General features: G+C 66.2%; 15 protein-coding genes. 13 read left to right on the top strand and 2 right to left on the bottom strand.

The window, feature by feature from the left end:
• The first annotated feature begins 31 nt into the window (after nucleotides 1-31).
• From C8J46_RS16975 to C8J46_RS16965, 3 genes are read left to right on the top strand one after another with little or no spacing between them, the layout of a single operon-like run.
• On the top strand, nucleotides 32-3061 hold the full coding sequence (locus tag C8J46_RS16975; RefSeq protein ID WP_132741688.1) for a TonB-dependent receptor: 3030 nt from the start codon (nucleotides 32-34) through the stop codon (nucleotides 3059-3061).
• Nucleotides 3062-3105: 44 nt separating this feature from the next.
• Entirely contained in the window at nucleotides 3106-4212 is a 1107-nt protein-coding gene (locus C8J46_RS16970; protein ID WP_132741603.1) for a Gfo/Idh/MocA family oxidoreductase, read from the top strand.
• A complete protein-coding gene (locus C8J46_RS16965; protein ID WP_132741601.1) occupies nucleotides 4209-4682 on the top strand; it encodes a cupin domain-containing protein in 474 nt (157 codons plus the stop codon). The genes C8J46_RS16970 and C8J46_RS16965 overlap by 4 nt, the downstream gene beginning before the upstream one ends.
• Nucleotides 4683-4829: 147 nt before the next feature.
• Here the strand turns inward: C8J46_RS16965 and C8J46_RS16960 are convergent, their stop codons facing one another.
• The gene (locus C8J46_RS16960; protein WP_165886604.1) at nucleotides 4830-5924 is read right to left on the bottom strand and encodes an SMP-30/gluconolactonase/LRE family protein; all 1095 of its coding nucleotides are present in this window, start codon (nucleotides 5922-5924) and stop codon (nucleotides 4830-4832) included.
• A 71-nt stretch (nucleotides 5925-5995) separates the two neighbouring features.
• Here C8J46_RS16960 and C8J46_RS16955 point away from each other — a divergent pair, with 71 nt between their 5' ends.
• The 3 genes from C8J46_RS16955 to C8J46_RS16945 all read left to right on the top strand — a co-directional run bounded on the left by C8J46_RS16955 (nucleotide 5996) and on the right by C8J46_RS16945 (nucleotide 8718).
• Entirely contained in the window at nucleotides 5996-7555 is a 1560-nt protein-coding gene (locus tag C8J46_RS16955; RefSeq protein WP_243643465.1) for a cellulase family glycosylhydrolase, read from the top strand.
• Nucleotides 7556-7643: 88 nt separating this feature from the next.
• A complete protein-coding gene (locus C8J46_RS16950) occupies nucleotides 7644-8420 on the top strand; it encodes an SDR family oxidoreductase (protein WP_132741599.1) in 777 nt (258 codons plus the stop codon).
• Between the two features lie 10 nt (nucleotides 8421-8430).
• Nucleotides 8431-8718 carry a hypothetical protein gene (locus tag C8J46_RS16945; RefSeq protein WP_132741597.1) on the top strand — a complete coding sequence of 96 codons (288 nt, stop codon included), beginning with the start codon at nucleotides 8431-8433 and terminating at the stop codon, nucleotides 8716-8718.
• Here the strand turns inward: C8J46_RS16945 and C8J46_RS16940 are convergent.
• The gene (locus tag C8J46_RS16940) at nucleotides 8693-9811 is read right to left on the bottom strand and encodes an ROK family protein (protein WP_132741595.1); all 1119 of its coding nucleotides are present in this window, start codon (nucleotides 9809-9811) and stop codon (nucleotides 8693-8695) included. The two genes, C8J46_RS16945 and C8J46_RS16940, sit on opposite strands and share 26 nt — an antisense overlap.
• Before the next feature lie 113 nt (nucleotides 9812-9924).
• Between C8J46_RS16940 and C8J46_RS16935 the strand changes: the two genes are divergently transcribed.
• The 7 genes from C8J46_RS16935 (at nucleotide 9925) to C8J46_RS16905 (ending at nucleotide 21577) form a co-directional block, all read left to right on the top strand.
• The gene (locus tag C8J46_RS16935; RefSeq protein WP_132741593.1) at nucleotides 9925-12498 is read left to right on the top strand and encodes a TonB-dependent receptor; all 2574 of its coding nucleotides are present in this window, start codon (nucleotides 9925-9927) and stop codon (nucleotides 12496-12498) included.
• 5 nt (nucleotides 12499-12503) lie between these two features.
• Nucleotides 12504-13643, top strand: a complete 1140-nt coding sequence (locus C8J46_RS16930; protein WP_243643464.1) for a YdcF family protein — start codon at nucleotides 12504-12506, stop codon at nucleotides 13641-13643.
• Nucleotides 13644-13825: 182 nt separating this feature from the next.
• The gene (locus C8J46_RS16925) at nucleotides 13826-15883 is read left to right on the top strand and encodes a glycoside hydrolase domain-containing protein (RefSeq protein ID WP_243643463.1); all 2058 of its coding nucleotides are present in this window, start codon (nucleotides 13826-13828) and stop codon (nucleotides 15881-15883) included.
• Nucleotides 15861-17186, top strand: coding sequence for an MFS transporter (locus C8J46_RS16920; protein ID WP_165886603.1), 1326 nt, complete (start codon nucleotides 15861-15863; stop codon nucleotides 17184-17186). The genes C8J46_RS16925 and C8J46_RS16920 overlap by 23 nt, the downstream gene beginning before the upstream one ends.
• Before the next feature lie 69 nt (nucleotides 17187-17255).
• Nucleotides 17256-17792 (top strand): sigma-70 family RNA polymerase sigma factor, encoded by a 537-nt coding sequence (locus tag C8J46_RS16915; protein ID WP_132741589.1) that lies wholly within the window; start codon nucleotides 17256-17258, stop codon nucleotides 17790-17792.
• Nucleotides 17789-18787: a FecR domain-containing protein gene (locus tag C8J46_RS16910; protein WP_132741587.1), complete on the top strand. Its 999-nt coding sequence runs from the start codon at nucleotides 17789-17791 to the stop codon at nucleotides 18785-18787. The genes C8J46_RS16915 and C8J46_RS16910 overlap by 4 nt, the downstream gene beginning before the upstream one ends.
• A gap of 93 nt (nucleotides 18788-18880) precedes the next feature.
• On the top strand, nucleotides 18881-21577 hold the full coding sequence (locus C8J46_RS16905) for a TonB-dependent receptor (RefSeq protein WP_243643462.1): 2697 nt from the start codon (nucleotides 18881-18883) through the stop codon (nucleotides 21575-21577).
• The last annotated feature ends 11 nt before the right edge of the window (nucleotides 21578-21588 follow it).

Raw genomic sequence — 21588 nt, 5'->3', positions numbered from 1 at the left:
TACCGTGGGCACAGGGGATGGATCGATGACAATGGCGACGCGCGACCGACTGTCGTTTGGACGATTTGATGGTATCGCTACCAGCCTGGTCGCGCTGGCGACTGTGCTGGCCTGTACGCCTGTATCGGCCCAGACCGTCGCACCGCCGCCTGCCCCGGTCAGTGACCAGGCCGAGCCGACACTCGATCCGGTTGCGCCGCAAGCCTCCCCCGCCAGCCCCGCCGGTGACGCGCAGGCCCCCGCCTCGGTTAACGACATCGTCGTCACCGGCACGCGCATCACGTCGAGCGGCTTCAACGCGCCGACGCCGACGACGGTGATCGGCGAGGAGCAGATCCTCAAGAACGCGCAACCCAACATCTTCACGACGGTGGCGCAATTGCCCTCACTGCAGGGCTCGACCGGTGCCACCACGGGCACCTTCAGCACGTCGAGCGGATCGCAAGGGTTGAGCTCGTTCTCGCTGCGCGGCCTCGGCACGATCCGCACGCTGACCTTGCTCGACGGCCAGCGCGTCGTCGGCGCCAACGTCACCGGCGTGCCGGATATCAGCCAGTTTCCGCAATTGCTGATCAAGCGCGTCGACATCGTCACCGGCGGCTCTTCCGCATCCTATGGTTCGGACGCGGTCGGCGGCGTGATCAACTTCATCACCGACACCAAGTTCACCGGGTTCAAGGCCAACGTCCAGACCGGCGTGACCACATACGGCGATGACGGCCAGGTGCTGTTCCAGGCGGCGGTCGGCAAGAGTTTCGCGAACGACAAGCTCCACGTCATCCTGAGCGGGGAATATTCGAAGGAGCAGGGCGTCGGCCCCGGCAATTTCGGCGAGGATCTCGCCGGCAGCCGCGACTGGTACCGCGCGACGACCTTGGTCGACACCGGCATCCGCAACAACGGCTCGCCGCAGCTTCTCTACCGCGACCACGGCCAGGCCTATCAATACACCAAATACGGGCTGATCAGCGCCGGGCCGCTGCAAGGCACGGCGTTCGACGTCAACGGCCAGCCGTTCGCGTTCAATTACGGCTCGAACGGCGTGCCGGCGAAGAACGCGGCGGGCAACGTCACCGGCTGTTATGTCGGCTTCTGCGTCGGCGGCGACCAGTCGGGGCATGTCGGATCGGGCACCTCGCTGCAATCCGCGATCCAGCGCCTCAACGGCTATACGCGCATCAGCTACGACGTCGCGCCCGACATGGAGGTCTACATGACCGCCAACGTCGCGCAGGTGAAGACGCACAACCAGCCCAATCCTGGCGCATCCAAGACCGGGCTGACCATCCAGTGCGCAAACCCGTATCTGCCCGCGTCGATCTCGGCAGCCTGTGCGGCGAACGGCATCACCAATTTCCAGTACGGCCTCAGCAACGCGATCCTGCCGAACATCCAGGTCAACACCGATCGTCGTCAGTATCGCTTCGTCGGGGGCTTGAAGGGCAAGTCCGATCTGCTGGGTACCAGCTGGACCTATGACGCATCGTACGAGCACGGCATCAACATCACCGACATCAACGTCGACAATGTCAGCCTGACCGGACGCTACAACCAAGCGATCAACGCAACCCGGATCAACGGCCAGATCGTCTGCGCCGATGCGGCCGCGCGCGCCGCCGGGTGTCAGCCGATCAACATCTTCGGCGGCACCACGCCGTCGGCGGCGGCGCTGGCGTACATCACGCCGGCCGCTGGACCGTTCCAGCATACCAAGCAGACCCAGGATGCCGCCGCGGGCAGCATCTCGGGCGAGCCGATCACCCTGTGGGCAGGTCCGCTCGCGCTGGCGGCAGGCATCGAATGGCGCCGTGAGTTCTACCGCGTCAACGCCGATCCGTACGGCGCGGGCGTTTCCGACGTCAGCCCGAATTCGACGCTGTATCCGTCCGATCCGAACCTCAATTCGACGATCGGCAGCAATTGGTACGCGGGCAATTACAAGAACGGGACGGGCAAATACACGGTTCTCGAGAGCTTCCTCGAGATGAACCTGCCGATCCTAGATTCCAAGACGCTGGGCCGGGCGAACGTCAACGCCGCGGGACGCGCCACGCGCTATTCGACCTCGGGCGTGGTCTACGCCTGGAAGGTCGGCGGCACGTGGGAGACGCCGCTCGACGGCTTCCGCCTGCGCGCGGTGACGTCGCGCGACGTCCGCGCACCGAACCTGTCGGAGCTGTTCGCCGCGCCGACCACCACGACCGTCCCCAACTTCACAGATCCGTTCCGCAACACGCAAGTGCTGATCATCCAGAACACGATCGGCAATTCGGCGCTCCGCCCCGAGATCGCGCGCAGCACCGAGGCGGGCATCGTCCTGTCGCGGCCAACATGGTTGCCGGGGCTCAGCCTGTCGTTCGACTATTACACGATCAAGCTGAAGGACGTCGTCTCCAGCCTGACCGCGGCGCAGATCGTCAATCTCTGCTTCCAGGGCAATACGGACACCTGCAGCGCGTTCAATCTTCAGAACACCGCCGGGCCGAACTTCGTCAACGTGCAGTCCTTCAACCTGGCGTCGATCAAGACCAACGGCTTCGATATCGAGGGCAGCTATCAGTGGCGCAAACCACTCGGGATCGACGGCAATTTCACGGTCCGGGCGCTTGCCACCCACGTCATGAAGTACGTGACCGATCCCGGCCTGCCCGGTACCATTCCGGTGGATACGGCGGGTGCCAATTCGGGTGCGACCCCCGACTGGAAATGGCTCGCAACCGAAAGCTACGACAATGATCAGTTCAGTCTCACGCTGCAGCAGCGCTGGTTCAGCGATGGCGTGATCGGCCATCAATATGTCGTCTGTCAGCCCGGCAACTGCCCGGTATCGACCGCGAACAACCCGACGATCGACTATAATAAGATGAAGGGCGCGTTCTACTTCGACGTCGGCGGCGCGCTGAACGTCACCAAGCAGGTCAGCATGTTCTTCAAGGTCGACAATCTGTTCGATCACGATCCCGAACCGTCGCCACAGACCAATACGGGGCTCGACGTGAACCCGGCATTGTACGACACATTGGGCCGGTTCTACCGGATCGGCGTGCGCGCGCGGTTCTGACGGGTCCGGATCGCCTATCCTTCCAAACGCCGGGACGCTCTTTCATGGATTTTGCACGACGCGATATCATCCTGTCCGCCGCCGCACTGGCGCTGAGTTCGGCGGCGTGCGGCGCAGGGCGGCCCGACCGCAAGCTCGGCTATGCGATCGTCGGGCTCGGCTCGTACGGGCTCGACGTCATCATACCCCAGTTCGCCAATTGCACGCACAGCCGGCTAGCCGCCGTGGTCAGCGGCGATCCCTTCAAGGCGAAGCGGGTCGCCTCCGAGCACGGCCTGCCCGCCAGCGCGGTCTATTCCTACGCCAATTTCGACTCGATCCGAAACAATCCGGATGTCGACATCGTCTATGTCTGCCTGCCCAATGCGCTGCACGCCGAGTACACGATCCGCGCGGCGAAGGCGGGCAAGCACGTGATGTGCGAAAAGCCGATGGCGGTTTCGGTCGCGGAATGCGAGGCGATGATCGCCGCGTGCAAGACCGCGAACCGCAAGCTGATGATCGGCTATCGCTGCCATTTCGAGGCCTATAATCTCGAGGCGATGCGATTGGCGCATACCGGTGCGGCGGGGAAAATCCGTTATGTCCGGTCCGAGCACGGCTTCGTCCAGCGCGATCCGTCGAAATGGCGGCTCAAGCGCGCGCTGTCGGGCGGCGGGTCGCTAATGGACATGGGCATCTACAGCCTCCAGGCGGCGCGCTACATGACCGGTGAGGAACCGATCGCGGTGACCGCGCGCGAATCCACCGACCGACGCGATCCCCGCTTTACCGAGGTCGAGGACATGATCGACTGGACGCTGGAATTCCCCTCGGGCGCGATCGCCGGGTGCCAGTCGATGTACAGCGCCAACCAGAACCACATCCTGTTGATGGGTGACGCCGGCCGGATCGAGCTCGAGCCGGCGACGCGCTATGATGGCAACCAGATGTGGGTCGGCAAGGACGGCCGCGAGCGCGCGGTCACGCCGCCGCCCGGCCCCGGCAAGACGCAGTTCGCGGGGCAACTCGATCACCTCGTCGACTGCGTCCGCACCGGGCGCGAACCGATCGTGTCGGGCGAAGAGGGCCTGCGCGACATGCGTATCGTCGAGGCGATCTACCGTTCCGCGCGCGAAGGGCGGACCATCCGCCTGGACGGTCGCGCATGATCGCGCGTCTCGTGGCCGTTGCCCTCGCCCTCGTGTCGGTTGCTGCAACGGCGCAGACCACGGATCCCACTGCCTTCGCATCGGGTGCCGAAGTGACCTCGCAGGTCGCGGCGATGGCGAAAGCGATGAAACCCGGACAGGGCTTTGCGTGGCAGCCCTTGGTGCGCGACGGCGAAACGGTGGCCGCGCTCGAATATTGGAAGACGCCAGGACGCCCGGCAGTGCATCCGGATCAGGCCGAATACGCGATCGTCATCGCCGGCGCCGGAACGCTGATATCGGGCGGCACGCTAGAGGCGGCGAAACCCGTCAAGCCCGACCTCACCGAAGGCGACCGCATCGTCGGCGGCACCACGCGGACGTTGAAGCCGGGCGACGTCATGCTGATCCCGGCGGGCGTACCGCACTGGTTCGGCATCACCGGCGGCCGCCTCGTACTGCTCGGCACGAAGCTGACTGCGAGACGGTGAGGGACCTTCTAATCCTCCCCCGCCAGGGGGAGGTGGCAGGCGCAGCTTGACGGAGGGGGAGGTAAGGCATGTCTTCGGTTGCGTCGGCCTCCCCCTCCGCCGCTTCGCGCCACCCCCCCTGGCGGGGGAGGATTCGGACGGTCTGACTCACCCCCACCAACCGCGGCGCAGCGGCACGCGCAGGACACGGTCGTTCGCAGTCAGGTACAGCGCCCTCCCACGCTCGCCGAACGCGCAGTTCGCGATCGGCGCCCCGGTCGAGATCAGCCCCAACGGTTCGGCCTCGTGCGTCAGGATCATCATCCCGCCCGGCACCGAGCACACCAGCGTGCCATCGCGTGCCACCTTCATGCCATCAGGCAGCCCCGCGCCACCCCGCGCCTGCATCGGTTTCGCATCAAGCCAGACCCGCGCGTTACCGGGCCGCCCCGCGGAATCCAGGTCATAGACCATGATCCGTGGCGCGGTTTCGTCCGATACCGATACGTAGAGCCGCCGCTCGTCGGGTGACAGCGCGATGCCGTTGGGGCGCGTCAGGCCGCCGTCGAGCAGTTCGACACCACCGTCCCGCGTCCAGCGATAGACGCCGTTGACCGTCATCTCCTTGTCCGGCGAGGCGTCGCCGTCGACCAGTCCATAAGGCGGATCGGTGAAGTAGATCGCACCGTCGCGCGCGACGTGCAGGTCGTTCGGGCTGTTGAAGCGCTTGCCGCGATACCGGTCGATCATCACCTCGCGACGGCGCGTGACCAGATCGACGCGGTCGATCGAGCGGCCGCCGCTGTTGGCGATCAGAAGCTTGCCCGCCCGATCGAGCGCAAGACCATTGGCGCCCGGCTCTCGGACGCGTTTGGGATCGGTTCCACCGGCGCCGGACGGATCGAGGAACGGCGTCGCACGACCGCCCTTGCGCCAGCGCCGGACGATATTGGCCGCGGGATCGGAGAACAATAGATACGCTCCCGAGTCTTGGCCGGCCTCGACCCACAACGGCCCCTCTGCCCAGCGAATCCCGGTGGCGATCGTCTCGATGACCGCGTTCGGCGCGATCATGCGGTCGAGTGCCGGCGACAGACGGACGATCCGCGGGACGACTGCGCGCGCCTCCGCAGCGCTAGCCGTCGCGGCGCGCGCGGAGCCGAGCAGCGCCAGTCCACCGATCATGACGCTGCGACGATCCAGCGCGATGCCGTTACGCACTTCGGCCGACGAACGACTCTGTCCGGTTGGTTCCCACGTCATGCCGTCATCCTCCGCGTTGCACTTGGTAGCGCTATCGCCCAAGATGCGACGATAAAAGCGAGAGGATCACTGTGTCGATACCGAAATGGGGATACGCCACGGCGTTCGGAGTCAGCGTCATTCTCGCCAGCCCGGTCTTCGCGGCCACCGCGCGTACGATCGCGGTCGACGTACAGGCACCGACGACGCCCCGCGACCGCATGGCCGAGCTTTCCATCGGCGCCGATTTTCCCGGCACGCTGCAACGCGAGGACAGTCTGGCGCAGCTGGGGCTCGTTCAGAAAGACCTGCGCTTCCGCTATATCCGCTTCCACAATGTCTTCGCGGACCAGCTGGGCGTGTACCGCGAGGTGAACGGCAAGCCGGTCTATGATTGGCGCAAGCTTGATCGGCTCTACGACCGGTTGCTCGGCATGGGGCTCAAGCCGTTCGTCGAACTCGGCTTTACCCCCGATGCGATGAAGACGTCCGACCAGACGATCTTCTACTGGAAGGGCAACACCTCGCATCCGCAGCCCGAGAAATGGACCGCGCTGGTCGATGCGTTCACGCGTCACATGATCGACCGCTATGGCGCCAAGGAAGTCCGCAGCTGGTATTTCGAATTCTGGAACGAACCCAATCTCGCCGGCTTCTGGGAAGGCGCCGATCAAGCCGCGTATTTCGACTATTACAAACGCACCGTGCGCGCGATCAAGGCGATCGACCCGGCGCTGCGCGTCGGCGGACCGGCGACCGCAGGCGCTGGCTGGGTGCCCGAATTTCTCGCTTATGCGAAAGCCAATGCGCTCCCGGTCGATTTCGTCAGCACGCATACCTACGGCGTCGAGGGCGGCTTTCTCGACGAGAAGGGCGAAGGCGACAACAAGCTGTCGCGCGATCCCGATGCCGTCGTGAAGGACGTCCGCGCGGTGCGCGCGCAGATCGACGCCGCCGGCCGCCCCGGACTGCCGCTGTTCTTCACCGAATGGAGCACCAGCTACAATCCGCGCGATCCGATCCACGACGATTATCTCGGCGCGGCCTATGTGCTCTCGAAGCTGCGACGCACCGAGGGGCTGGCGCAGGGCATGAGCTACTGGACGTTCAGCGACCTGTTCGAGGAACCAGGGCCGCAGGCCAAGCCGTTCGAGGGCGGCTTCGGGCTGATGACGCCGCAAGGCGTGCGCAAAGCGACGTGGTTCGCCTATAAATACCTCGCCGAGCTAGGCGACCGTGAAGTGCCGACCGGCGACGCCCAGAGCATCGCCGCGATCAAGGGCCGAACGATCCAGCTGCTCGCATGGCGCGACGTCCTGCCCGATCAGCCCGTGAGCAATCGCCCGTTCTTCACCAAAATCCGCGTTCCCGCCGCCGCGGCGCCGCTCGATATCACGCTCGGCAACCTGAAGCCGGGATCGTACCGCGTCACGGTACGCCGCACCGGCTTTCGCCAGAACGACGCGTATACCGCGTATCTCGAAATGGGCAGGCCAGCGGCGCTGACCGGGGCACAGCTTGCGCAGTTGCAGGCAGCGACGCGGGATTTGCCGACCACCAGTACGCTTCGGGTCCGCGCCGATGGCAAGGCGACGATCGACCTGCCGATGCGCGATCACGATGTCGTGATGATCGAGCTGACACCGGCCTGAACCGAGCGCGATCCGGCAAGAGCAGTCGGACACTTTCGTCGCGTTCGAGGATTGGAGCACCACCCCGCACAGACCACAGGACACCGTCATGCGCATTGATCTTACCGGCAAGACCGCGCTCGTCACCGGCTCTACCGAAGGCATCGGCTTCGGCATCGCGCAAGGGCTCGCACGGGCGGGCGCGACCGTCATCGTCAATGGCCGTACGCAGGCGAAGGTCGATGCCGCGGTCGAGAAGATCGGCGGCAATGCGCGCGGGGTGGCCGCAGACCTCGGCAACGCCGACGGTCATGACGTGCTCGTCGCCGCGGTGCCGCACGCCGATATCGTCGTCAGCAACCTCGGCATCTTCCAACCCGCCGACTTTTTCGACGTCGACGACGCGACGTGGGACCGGCACTGGCAGGTCAACGTGATGGCCGGCGTTCGATTGGCACGTGCATACCTGCCCGGCATGGCGGCGAACGGCTGGGGACGCCTCGTGTTGCTGTCGTCCGAATCCGCCTTCAACATTCCCGTCGAGATGATCCACTACGGCGTCAGCAAGACCGCCGATGTCGCGCTCGCACGCGGCCTCGCCAAGCGGATGGCGGGCACCGGCGTGACGGTGAATTCGGTGCTGCCCGGCCCGACCTTGTCCGAAGGCGTCGAGGCGATGCTCGAGGACGAGCGCGCCAAGACCGGCAAGCCGATCGACGAGGTCGCCGCGACGTTCGTGCAGACGCATCGACCAAGCTCGATCATCCGCCGTGCCGCCACGGTCGAGGAGGTCGCGAACATGGTCGTCTATCTGGCCTCGCCGCTTGCCTCCGCCACCACGGGTGCGGCGATGCGCGTCGATGGCGGCGTGATCGACACGCTCTGACACGGCACCGGTGGGTCCGTTTCTCGCTGCGCTCGACCGGTTACCGACCGGCTATAGCGAGGGTCTGTTCGCTGGCCGTCGCTGGGGCGTCACGGTCGATCTTTCGGCGGATCGTCGGCGGTGCTGGGTCTGGGGCGAACACCTGGGCGGCAACGCACGGATCAGTTTCAACCTTTACAGGTTGGCGGACCGGCCCCTGCTACGCCCCTGCGAGATGCCCGCCGAAACCGTGATCGCCTTCATACTCGTCTACACGCCCGATCCGGTGCGGCTCACGCCACCGCCGTCGCGTGGATAGGCAGGAGTGCCGCACCGATCGTCGCGGCGGCACCCTCCAGCGTGGACACCGAGATGATCGGCACGCCGCTGACATGATCGCCGATGTGCATCGCGCCGAAGTCGATATGCTCGACGAGCGCACGCAGGATGCGGTTCGGCAGCGGGCTTGAGATCACGAACTCGCCCGGATCGATCCACGCCAGCCCCCAGTTTATGATCGGTGCGATCTGGCTGGCGGCACGGCGCACCCAGGCATCGACGACATCTTCGTACCCCGCGACCACCGCCTCGAAATCGACCAGCGAGTGGATATCGCAACCGGCTTCACGCAACGTCATCAACAAGTCGAGCGTCGAGGGGCGTGGCCGGTCGTTGGGATAGAGGCAGCCGATCTCCCCCGCGCTCGCCATCGCGCCGCGCAGGATCCGGCCCTCGACGATGATCCCCGCGCCGATCCCATGGCCGAGCAGGATCACCACCGCGGTCGAGCAGCGCCGCATCAGCCCGCCGACATAATATTCCGCCAGCGCGGCGGTGTTGGCATCGTTCTCGATCCAGATCCGGTGGCCGATATGCTCCTCGAACAGCGTCTTCAGATCGATCCCGCGCCATGCCCCAAGGCTGTCGACGGTCCAGCGCCGGTTCCCCTCGGGCGATAGCGACGACCCGGGCACGCCGATCCCAACCCCGAGCAGCCGCCGTCCGAGCAGGCGGTTCTCTATCGCCATGGCGTGCATCGCCGAGGTTACGCGCGCGGCGAACACGCGCGGATTGGGATCGTCGAACGGTTGCGAGCTGTGCGCGATCACCCCGCCCGAATAGTCGACGAGCGCCACCTCCATCAGCCCGCGGTGGAGCATCGCACCGACCGCATAGCCGGCGTCGGGCGATATCCGCAGCGGCACGGCGGGCCGACCGGGCGTCACCGGCTCCGAACTCGGACATTCCTCGATCAGTCCGTGCGCGAGCAGGTTGCTCGACAGCCGCGTCAGCTTCGACGCGCTCATCGCGAGATCGGCGGCAAGCTGCTTGCGCGATCGCCCACCGACCGAGCGCAGGACCTGCATGATCCGCCGCTCGTCATCGTCCAGTCTCAGCTTGGCATAGGCCATTGCCTGCTCCCTCGCTGATCCCGATAGTCGATTAGTTTATTTCGTGAAATTAATTAAAATCGTCATATTCCACGTCCAGCGGCGTGGCAACGAACAGGGTTGGGGACGAACAGATGACCAAATTTGGCTTGCGCACGGGTTGCGCTCTTCTCGCGTTGAGCATCGCCGCGCAGTCGCCGGCGTGGGCCCAGACCGCCCCCGCCACGCCGCCTGCGGCCACGCCGCCTGCCGCCACGCCCCCGGCCGATGCAGTTCCGGCTGATACAGTCCCGGAAGCATCCGCGCCCGACGCCGCAGCGCCTGACGCCGGCGGCGGCGACATCATCGTCACCGGCTCGGCCCGCCAGCAACGCCGCTTCGACGTATCCTACGCGGTAAATTCGCTGAGCAACGCCGACATCCAGAAGCTCGCGCCGATCAACTTCGCTGACCTGCTCGGCAAGCTGCCCGGGTTCGCGGTCGAGAATACCGGCGGCGAGGTCCAGAACATCATCCGCCTGCGCGGCCTGCCGAGCGACGGTGGCCTCGTCACCTTCCAGCAGGACGGCCTGCCGCTGTTCCACGAAAATGACGGCAACTTCTTCCGCGGCGACAGCATCAACCGCTTCGACCTGATGACGCAGCGCGTCGAGGTCGTGCGCGGCGGCCCTGCCCCGGTTTATGCGAGCTATGCCGCGGCGATCGTCAACAACATCACCGTGTCGGGCACCGACACGACGCGCGGCAAGGCGCAGGTCACGCTCGGCGATACCGGGCTCTACCGGCTCGATGCGTACCAGGCGGGCCCGATCGACGAGTCGACCTATTACGCGATTGGCGGATTCCTGCGCCGCCACGACGGCTACCGCGACAACGGCTTTCCGAACGATCGCGGTGGCCAGGTCCGCGCCAACATCAAGCACGACTTCAGCAACGGCTCGCTGCGGGTATCGGGCAATTACCTCAACGACCACAACGTGTTCTATTTGCCGATCCCGACCGCCGACCCGCGCAATCCGAGCAAGTCGCTCAACCAGTATATCGACTTCTTCAGCGGCACGATGAACTCGCCTGCGCTGCGCAACGCGAACATCCGTTTCCGCGAGGCCGACGGCACGACGCGCAACGTCGACGCAGATCTCGGCAATGGTCGTCACACGCAGTTCGGCAATGTCGGCGTGCAGTACGACGCGGATTACGACGGCTGGAAGGTCGCTGCGAAAGGCGGCGTCAGCGTCGGCAAGCTCCATTTCAACGCGCTGTATTCGACCAGCAATCCCTCGGACGCCAACGCCTATGCCGCCAGCAACCTCGGCGCGGCACGGACCGCGTTCGGCGCGGGCGTGACCCGGCTCGGCTATGCGATCGCGGGCACCAACGGCGCCGAAGTCTATGACCCCAACGCCGCATCCGGCCTCGTCGTCCCCGCGCAGTTCCGCGACGTCGTCTCGAAATATTATTCGACGCAGGGCGACCTCAGCGTCACGCGCTCGATCGCAACCGGCTTCGGCACGCACGATCTCCGCGTCGGAGTGTATGGCAGCCTGTACGGCGAGACCAACGAGGTCGCGTATCAGGACTATCTGCTCGAGGTGAAGGGCAAGCCGCGGACGCTCGATCTGATCGCGTACAACGCCGCGGGCCAGGCGGTCGGTTCGATCACCGACAACGGCGTGCTGCGCTATACGACCACGCTCAACCGCGGCAACACCGACGCGAAGATGTACGCGCTCTACGCCAACGACACTTGGGAACTGACCAAGGGCCTGACCCTGGACGGCGGCGTCCGTCACGAACGGTACAGCTTCAACGGCTATGCCTTCGCGACCACCTCCGCAAACCTTGGCGACCCGACCACGCTCGCCGACAACGCGGTCCGGGCATTCACCGGGCAGATCATCAATTCGAAGCTGAGCCCGAGCATCACCAACTGGACCGGCGGAATCAACTACGACGTCACGCAGCATCTCGGCGCGTACGCCCGCGCATCGCATCTCGAAACGCCGCCGTCCACGCAGGTCACCTACCAGATCAACCCGACGATCATCACCTCGAAGGCGAACCAGTACGAGGTCGGCCTGAAGGCCGCATTCGGCCGGTCGTATCTGTACCTGATCGGCTTCTACACGCGCTACAATCCGCTCAATGCATCGTTCGTCGCGCTCGACCCGGTCACCGGCCGCAACGATCAGTCGGTGCCGTTCGTCGGCAAGGCGGAGATCAAGGGCATCGAGATCGACGGCAACCTCGCGCTGCCGCACGGTTTCGCGGTGACCGGCGCGCTGACGATCAGCGACCCGCAGTATAAGAGCCTCGTCAACGCCAACGGCGCGAGCGCGGGCGACGTCGAGGGCAACCAGATCGTCCGCGAGCCGAAAATCTACGGCAACATCCGCCCCTCGGTCGACTTCGACGTCGCGGGCAATTCGGTACAGCTGTACGGCCGCTACGAATATACCGGCAAACGCTATGTCGACTTCTTCAACAACACCGCCCTGCCTTCGTATCAGACGGTCGGCGCGGGGCTCACGCTGACGCACGACACATGGCAGATGCAGGTCGTCGGCGACAATCTGTTCAACGCGAAGGGCCTGACCGAGGGCAATACGCGCACCGATCAGTTGAGCGGCCAGGGTACCGCGGATGCGATCTACGGCCGTCCGATCTTCGGTCGCAACGTCCGCCTCGTGGTCAGCAAGTCCTGGTGACGGGCTTGCGTTTGATACTCGCGGCGTTGGCGATGACGGCGGCGGCTCCGGTGTGGGCGGAAACGTCCGCACCGGTGGCGGTTAGCGATACGGTCGTCGACACCTTGTCGGAGCGGCTGTTTCCGATGCTCGGCGCGCTGGGGCGGTTGCCGGCTGGCGCGCTCGATACGCGGGCGCGACGGATTGCCGCGTGCGGTGGCGTACCCGCCTGCGTGATCGAGGCGACGATCTGGACCGATCAGGACCGGGCGATGGTCGTCGCCAGTCTGTCCAAGAATGGCGCGCGGCCGAAGTCGAATGCCGACCTGTCGGTGGTGGCCGGCATCGATCAGGAGCTTGAGGCACTGAACGTCGTCCTCCGGGTCTACGGCCTCGGCTTGCCCGGACGCTATCCCAAGATCGACGGCCCGATCTTCGCCACCGACACGCCGTTCTTCGCCGACAGCGTGAAGGTCGCGATCGATACCGCGCGCGTCGCGTCCGTTGCGCCGCCCGCGACGATCGCGGCCAGCGTACGGTTGGCTGTAGCGTTGCTCGATGCCAACGATGCGACGGCGGCGACGCGGTTCGAACCCCTCGACCAGCGCGAGAATGCAGGCGCACGCACACTTGCCGCGCGCACGGACTGGAAGGCGTTCCGCTACTCGCTGCTGATCGTTCCCGGCGTCGGCCCTGAAGATACAGGCACTGAACTCAGCCCGCGCAGCAAGCTCCACGCGCTGCTGGCGGCGCAACGCTATCGCCAGGGTCTCGCACCGTTCATCCTCGTCTCGGGCAGCGCGGTGCATCCCCGCGGCACGCGGTTCGTCGAAGCCGTCGAGATCCGCCGCGCACTGATCGAGCGCTACGGCATCCCCGCCGACCGCGTCATCCTCGAGCCGTACGCGCGGCACACGACGACCAATCTGCGCAACGCGACGCGGCGGATGGTGGCGCTCGGCATCCCGCTCGATCGGCCGACGCTGATCGTGACCGACGCCGAGCAGAGCAAATACATCGAAAGCCAGACCTTCACCGACCGCAACCGCACGGAACTGGGCTATCTGCCGGGGACGGTCGGGCGTCGACCGTCGGCGTACGACCTGGAATTTCAGCCGTCGCGGCTATCCCTACGCCAAGATCCGCGCGATCCTCTCGATCCATGAGCGATTATTTCAGGCACTCGAACCCGGTAAACACCCCTGCCGCCACCCCGGCGAAGGCCGGGGCCCAGTTGGGAAACGTCGCCAACGGAGGGCCGCGCTCGGTTACATCGACCTTTCCTCCTGGGCCCCGGCCTTCGCCGGGGAGGCGCCGTTGTAAGGCTGGTTTTCTGTTCGCAGCCATCTTGGCGACCCCAGCCGCCCTCACCGCACAAGAAACCCCCGCAGACCTAGTCGACCCGTTCGTCGGCACGCTCGCCGACTTCGGCCAACTCTCCCCCGCCGCCGTCGCGCCGTTCGGCATGATGCAGCTCGGCCCCGACACCAGCCCCGCCAACCACGCCGGCTACGACCATGCTGCGACCACATTGCTAGGCTTCTCGCATACCCGCGGCGTCGGGGTCGGCTGCGGTGGCGCAGGCGGCGACCTGATGATCTCGCTGCGCTATGCTGGCCAGACCGGCCCGGCGCTGATCGACAAGCCCAGCGAAACCGCGCGCGCCGGGACGTACCGCGTCCGCTACGATGGCGGGATCCTCGCCGAGATGGTGGCGACGCGGGGTGCGGGCGTGTTGCGCTTCACCTTACCTCGCGCCGGCACGGTCGACCTACGGATCGACCCGCGCCACAGCTATTCGAAACGTCTGGCGGCTAGCTGGGGCAGCCTCGCCAGCGACGACCTCCGCACCGATCTGGTCGCAGGCACGGTCTGCGACCAGGGTGCCTATCATCTCCACAGCGCCAGCCGGATTCTCGTCAACGGACGGCCGATCCACCAGACGCTGACCGCCGGCGCGAACGATCTGGCGACGCTCCACATCGCCGGCAAAGCGGGCGACGCAATCGAAATCCGCACCGGGCTATCGACCGTCGACGGACGCGGCGCGGCATCGGTTCGCGACACGGAAGTCGGCAACAAGTCCCTCGCCGCCGTCGCAGGCGAAACGCGCAGCGCCTGGAACCGCGTTCTCGGCCGTGTCGTGCTCAGCGGCTCTAGAGACCAGCGCGCGCTGTTCTACACCTCGCTCTACCGCGTCATGGAAACCCCGGTCGCGATCGACGATCCCGACGGCCGCCACCGCGACAAGGACGGCACTGTGCAGACCTCGCCCAAGCGCCGGACGCGCTACGCCAACTGGTCGCTATGGGACAATTACCGCACCCAGATGCCGCTGCTCGCGCTGCTCCAGCCCGAGCGCAGCGCCGATATCGCGCAGTCGCTGGTCGCGCTCTATGCGAACGGTAAAGCGCAATGGTCCACTCCCCACGAACCCTTTCTGACGGTCCGCACCGAACATGCCGGGATCGCGCTGCTCGACATGCACCGCAAGGGCATCGCGTTCGACGCGAACGCCGCGCTGGCCGGGATGGTGGCGGACAGCGACACGCTCAAGCGCGGCACGCCCGACGAACAGATCGAAGCCGCGTATGACGATTGGGCGACCGCCGAACTCGCACGCGATCTCGGTCGCACAGACCTCGAACGCACGTTCACCGCCAAGGCGCAAAGCTACCGCCCGATGTGGCGATCGGTGTTCCAGACGCCGGGCGCGGACGGCGACGTGGTCAAGGCGCGCGGGCTGTATCAGGGCACCTTGTGGCAATATCGCTGGGCGCCGATCTTCGACCTGCCGTGGATGACCGCGACGGTCGGACGCGAACGGCTGCTCGGCGAACTGCATCATTTCTTCGATGCCGGGCTGTTCAACATGACCAACGAGCCCGACATCCAGGTACCGTGGATGTTCGCCGCGCTGGGCCAGCCGCAGGCGACCGCCGACCTCGTCCAGACGATCCTGACCAAGCCGATCGCGCACCCCTATACCAACAGTGGCAAGCTGCCGGTCCCGTTCGTCGGGCGCAGCTTCGCGCTGTCGCCGCAAGGGTTCGCCGACGGGATGGACGACGATGCCGGCGGGATGACCGCGTGGTACGTGTTCGCAACGCTCGGCCTGTATCCGCTGGTGCCGGGCGAGCCGTGGTACATCGTGACGACCCCGGCATTCGCGCGAAGCGCGATCGATCTCGGCAACGGCCGCACGCTGACGATCCAGCGCGCCGGCCCGGTAGACGGCCGGATTGCGCAGGCCAGTCTGAACGGACGGCCCCTCCCGAACTTCCGCGTCCAGCACGCAGACCTGCTCCACGGTGGCACCCTGGCCATCACGACCATCCGAAATGTCCCGCAACTGCAAGACACCGGCGCTAAGACCCCGAAGGATGGAGCAAGCCGCCGCCGCTAGAGTTGCCACGGACGTCGTCGATCGCCCGGTCCACCGGGCACGGCTGGTCGGCTATGCGAGTGGAAACTTCGGCAAGAACGTCCTCGCCTCGACGATGGACTTCTTCCTGCTGTTCGTTCTGACCGAACGCTGGGGCGTATCGCCCGCAGCCGCTGGCCTGGTGGTGATGGTCGGCCTGGTGTGGGACGGCCTGTGCGATCCGCTGCTTGGTCGGCTAGTAGATCGTTCCGCAGACCGGCTCGGCCTGTATCGCCGGCTGCTGTTCGTCGGCGCGCCCGTCGTCGGCGTATTTTTCGCGGTGTTCTTCGTCGATCCGGGCTGGCGCGGGACGGCGATCCTCGTCTGGGCGCTCGCGATCGTGCTGCTGTTCCGCACCGCCTATTCGGTCTGCGACGTCGCGCACAACGCGCTGATGATGCGGATGGCGCGATCGCCAAGTGCGGCGACCACGGTGTCGGGACTGCGCTACATGTTCAGTTGCCTCGGGGCGCTCACGGTCGCGCATTTTGCGCGGACATTCGTCGACCCGGCGCGCGCCGGTGGTGGCCATGCCCTCCTCGTCGTCACCGGGTGTGCGGCGCTGACCTATGTCGCGACCTTGTGGGTTTCGGCCGCTGCCGCGCCGCGATCGCCGGTCGTGCCGGACATATCCGCCCCCCGTGCCCCGCTCGCCTGGCTTCTCGGCAACCGGCCGTTGCTGCTGTTGCTCGCGCTTGGCTTCGCGCAGGCGCTGACGCTGCCCTTTTTCGCCCGATCCTTCGCCTATATCGGTAAGGGCATCGTCCATGATGCGAGCTGGACCGGCACGGCGCTGACCACGCTGGCGCTCTCGCAACTCGTCGCGCTGCCCGGCTGGATGAGCATCGCCCGGCGCATCGGGCAAACCCACGTGCTTGCTCTCGCGCTGGCCACGACCGCCGCCGGCTTGGCGCTGTTCGCGACAGGGTCGGCATCGACGATCGCCGGCGTCGCGCTGTTCGGCGTCGGCAATGCAGGGTTGCAGATGATGATCTGGGCGTCGCTCGCCGATGCGATCGATCACGGAGACCGCCAGACCGGCATGCGCTTCGAAGGGCTTCCCGTCGCGTTGCTGTTGCTGACGCTGAAATCGGGCGGTGGGCTCAGCGGTGCGTTGCTCGGGCATGGCCTGTCGCGGATTGGCTGGACCATCGCCACGCCGCTCACTGAAGCGCAGGGCGCGCGGCTGATGACGATGGCGTGGTCGGTGCCGCTGTCGGGCGCAGCTTTGTGCTTTGCATTGGTCCTGGGTCTGAGTCGGTGGAGCCGGGCGTCGGATCGATAGGCACAGGCGAAACGTCCCTTCGGTCGATGTTGACGGCCGATACGGACCCTTTAGACCGATGACATGGGGATGGAGAGGGAACGATCGTCCGAACCGGGCGACAGGACGACGATCCTGCGGGCATTGGTGGAGAAATATAGCCGTCCGCTCAGCCGCTACTTCAATCGCCGCGTGTCGGCACCGCACGACGTTCCCGATCTCGTGCAAGAGGTGTTCCTCCGCCTCAGCCGGTTGACCGACCCCAACGACATCCGCCAGCGCGACAGCTTCATCTTCGTGACTGCTGCCAACGTCCTTAAGGATCAGGCGCGACGTGATCAGGTGCGCGGCGTGGGACTGTCGGATCCGATCGACGATTTTTCATTCGAAGGTTCGGACTTTTCCCCCGACCGCGTCTTGGAAAGCAGGCAGGTCGCCGATGCGCTGCGCCGCGCGCTGGCCGAATTGCCAGAGCGCACGCGCGACGTGTTCGTGCTGCGGATGCTGGAGGGATTGAAGATGGCCGATGTCGCGCATGCCATGGCCATCTCGACACGCGCCGCGGAAAAGCATCAGGCGCGCGCGCTCGCGCATGTCGCGGACCGTTTGAAGGACTGGCGCGCGTGAACGGTCGCGTGATGATCGAGGCTGCCGAGTGGGTCGAGCGTCTGGATGCGACATCGGATGATTCGACGCGCGCGCAGTTCGACCATTGGCACGCGCAGCCGGGTCACAAGGTCGCATACGAGGCGGTCGTCGAGGCGCGCGAGGCGAGCATGGCGCTGGCGGATCATCCCGACATGCTCGCGCTGCGCCATGCCACGGTGGCGCGTGTCGCGCTGGCCCGTGCACCCAGGGCCCCGCGCCGGACCGCGCCCTGGTTGCTGGCGGCGGCGGCCTGTGCCGCGGCGGTCGCGCCGCTGGCGTGGCTGCGGCTGGCCGACGATGGTGCGCCGGCGAGCCGGATCGCAAGCGCCCCAATCTATCGCACCGCAACGGGCCAGCGCCTGATGGTGACGCTGACCGACGGATCGCGGCTGACGCTCGACACCGACAGCCGGGTCCGCGTCGCGTATAGCGATTCCGAACGGCGGCTCGTGCTCGAACGCGGCCAGGCGCTGTTCGAGGTGGCCAAGCACCAGCCCCGACCGTTCGTCGTTGTCGCGGGATCGCACGCGGTCACCGCGCATGGCACCGCGTTCGACGTGAGGCTCGATCCGGGCGCCGTACAGGTCGCGCTGGTCGAGGGATTGGTGAGCGTCGCGACCAGCGGCGGCCAGGCCAGGCCGGTCAAGATGGTACCCGACGACGTTCTGACCGCCTCCGCCACCGGCATATCGGTGCGCCATGTGCCCGGCATGGCGCTGGCGCTGTCGAGCTGGAGCGAGGGGCGGCTCGTGTTCGAGGATACGAGCCTGCGCCACGCGGTCGCCGAGATGAATCGCTATGGCACGTCGCAGATCGCGATCGCCGACGCCAGCGCCGGTGCGGTCCGGATCAGCGGATCGTTCCGTACCGGTGACGTCCAGCCGTTCCTCGATGCGCTGGAGCTCGGCTTTCCGGTAACGGTCGATCGCCGGGCCGATGGCCGCATCACGATCGCGACGAAAAAATACCGCTGAAAACGGATCGAACAGGTTCGGTATTTTCGGAGCGTTGCGTCTTTACCTTCAGATCGACCCCGGCAGAGGGATCGCACGTACAGGGAGGATTGCATGACATCCACAGGCAGGACCGTGCTGATGCGCGGCATGATGATGACCGCATTGGTGTTCGGCGCAGGCGGCATCCCGATCGGCGCGACCGCGCAGGCCGCGGTCGGCGTTCGCATCGCCCGGCAGGACATGAGCACCGCGCTGCTCGCCTTTTCACGCCAGAGCGGCAAGCAGATCCTGTTCGCGCCCACCCTCGTCCGCGGCAAGACCGCGCGCGCGGTGAACGGCCGGATGGCGGTCGGTGATGCGCTGACGACGATCCTGAAGGGCTCAGGCCTCGACCACCGCCTGACGCCGAGCGGCGCGTACCTGATCGTCGCGGCGCAGGAGCAGGCGGGCGCGATCCCCGCAGCGGCGCAGACCGAGCCGGCTCAGCCCGCTCCCGATCCGTCGCCCGCGCAGGCTGCGCCCGAGGAACCCGCCGCGGATATCGTTGTGATCGGCACCGCGGGCGGCGGCACGCGGCGGCAGAGCGCGGCGTTCGCAGTGACCACGATCGACAGCACGATGGCGCAGCGTCTCGGTACCGCCAGCACCGCCGAGGTGCTGCGCGCCGTACCGGGCGTCAGCACCGAAAGCTCGGGCGGCAAGACCGGCGCGAACATCTTCGTCCGCGGCTATCCGTCGGGCGGCGATGCGGAATACGTCACCTTCCAGACGCAGGGCGTGCCGTTCTTCCCGCCGCCGACGCTGTCGTTCCTCGAGAATACGCAGCTGGTCCGGATCGACGAGACGATCCAGCGCGTCGAGGCGGTCCGCGGCGGCACCGGCGCACTGTTCTCGAACGGACAGCCGGGCCTGACCGTCAACCTCGTCCAGCGCGAGGGCAAGCAGACGCCGGCCGGATTGCTCAAGCTCAGTGGCACCGATTTCGGCGAGTTCCGCGTCGACAGCTATGTCTCGGGCCCGATCGACGACAGCACGACCTACATGGTCGGCGGCTATTACTCGACTTCGCGCGGCATCCGCGATGCGCAGTTCGAGGCGGAGCGCGGCGGTCAGATTACCGGCAATATCCGCCATGATTTCGACAAGGGCTCGATCCTGCTGTTCGGCCGCTATCTCGACGATCGCGGCCAGTGGCTGCTGCCGATCCCGGTTGTCCAGGACGGCAACAAGATCCGCGAATATCCCGGCTTCGATGCCGGCACCGGCACGCTGGTCGGACGCGACACGCGGATCGGCGTGCGCAACGACGGCAGCCGCGTCGATCTGGCGGACGGCCGCAGCGCCAAGACCTATAATCTCGGCGGCAATTTCGACTACGACCTCGGCAGCGGCATCACCATCCGCGATCGCGGCAGCTGGATGGAGGGCGATGCCAATACGATCGGGCTGGTCCCCGGCGGCACCCCGCCGATCACCGCCGCCGCCTATGCCGCCGGCAAGGGCGGCACGATCGGATCGCTCACCTACGCCACCGGCGGTGCCCCGGCATCACCCAACACCGCGGTCGTCGAGGCTGGGCTGTGGAGCGTCGAGAAGCATATCCAGGCGTTCGTCAACGATTTCGCGCTGGCGTGGAAGTCGGGCGGCAACACGCTGACCGGCGGCATCTATTACACACGCTACAAGTCGCGCGACCGGTGGAATCTCGGCAATAGCATGCTGCTCACCGCCGAACCCAATGCGCGCCGGCTCAACCTGACGCTGGCGGACGGCCGGATCGTCACGCGCGACGGCTTCTCGGGCGGTTCGACGTTCAAGGTCAACGCGCGCTACACCGGTGAGGACGTCGCCGGCTATGCGGTCGACGAATTGCAGATCACCGAGAAACTGCGCGTCGATGGCGGCGTCCGCTATCAGCACCACTCGGTCGACGGCACGCTTGAGAACCTCGCCGGCACGGTCCCGGCGGCGGGCGCTGACGGCAATCCGCTGACGCTGTACGACAATGGCGATGCGCAGTTGAACGGCACCTTCCGCACGATCCGCTACCGCGGCGATGCCTGGTCGTGGACCGGCGGCGTCAATTACGATCTGACGCGCGAGATCGGCGCGTTCGTCCGCTACAGCCGCGGCAATAGCTTCCCGTTCTTCGACAATCTGCGCGACGGGATCGACGTCGCACCGCAGGTCGACAGCTATGAGGGCGGCGTGAAGGTCTCGACCGGGATCGCCAACCTGTATGCGACGGTGTTCCACAACACTTTCGACGGGCTGGCGACGACGGTCATCACCAGCGGCGCACCGATCGCATCGGTTGGCGGTGCCAAGGCGACCGGTGTCGAGTTCGAGGGGCAGTTGCGGCCGTTCGGCGGCTTCACGCTCAGCGGATCGGCGACCTATCTCGACGCGAAATACCGTGATTTCTTCACCGATGGCGGCCTGACCGACCTGACCGGCAACCGAGTCCAGCGGCAGCCGAAATGGCAGTGGCGCGTCACCCCCGCCTATGATCTGAACCTCGGTGGCGACGCCAAGGCCGGCGTGTATGCGACGATCGGCTATGTCGGCGACCGGTTCTCCGACGTCCAGAACGCGCAGGTCCTGCCGAGCTATTACAAGCTCGATGCAGGCGCCACACTCGATCTGACTCCGCAGATCCAGTTCCAGGTGATCGGCGACAATCTGACTGACGAGATCGGGCTGACCGAGGGCAATCCGCGGACGCTCGGATCGCAGGGCAGCGGCACGATCCTCGCCCGGCCGATCGTCGGTCGGTCGATCCGGTTTGGCGCCGCGTTCAAGTTCTGATCGGCGCTACG

The organism is Sphingomonas sp. PP-F2F-A104-K0414 (genome assembly GCF_004340945.1).
Classification (GTDB): Bacteria; Pseudomonadota; Alphaproteobacteria; order Sphingomonadales; family Sphingomonadaceae; genus Sphingomonas.
Note: the sequence above shows the minus strand (reverse complement) of the source record. Positions and strands in the feature narration are given on the sequence as shown.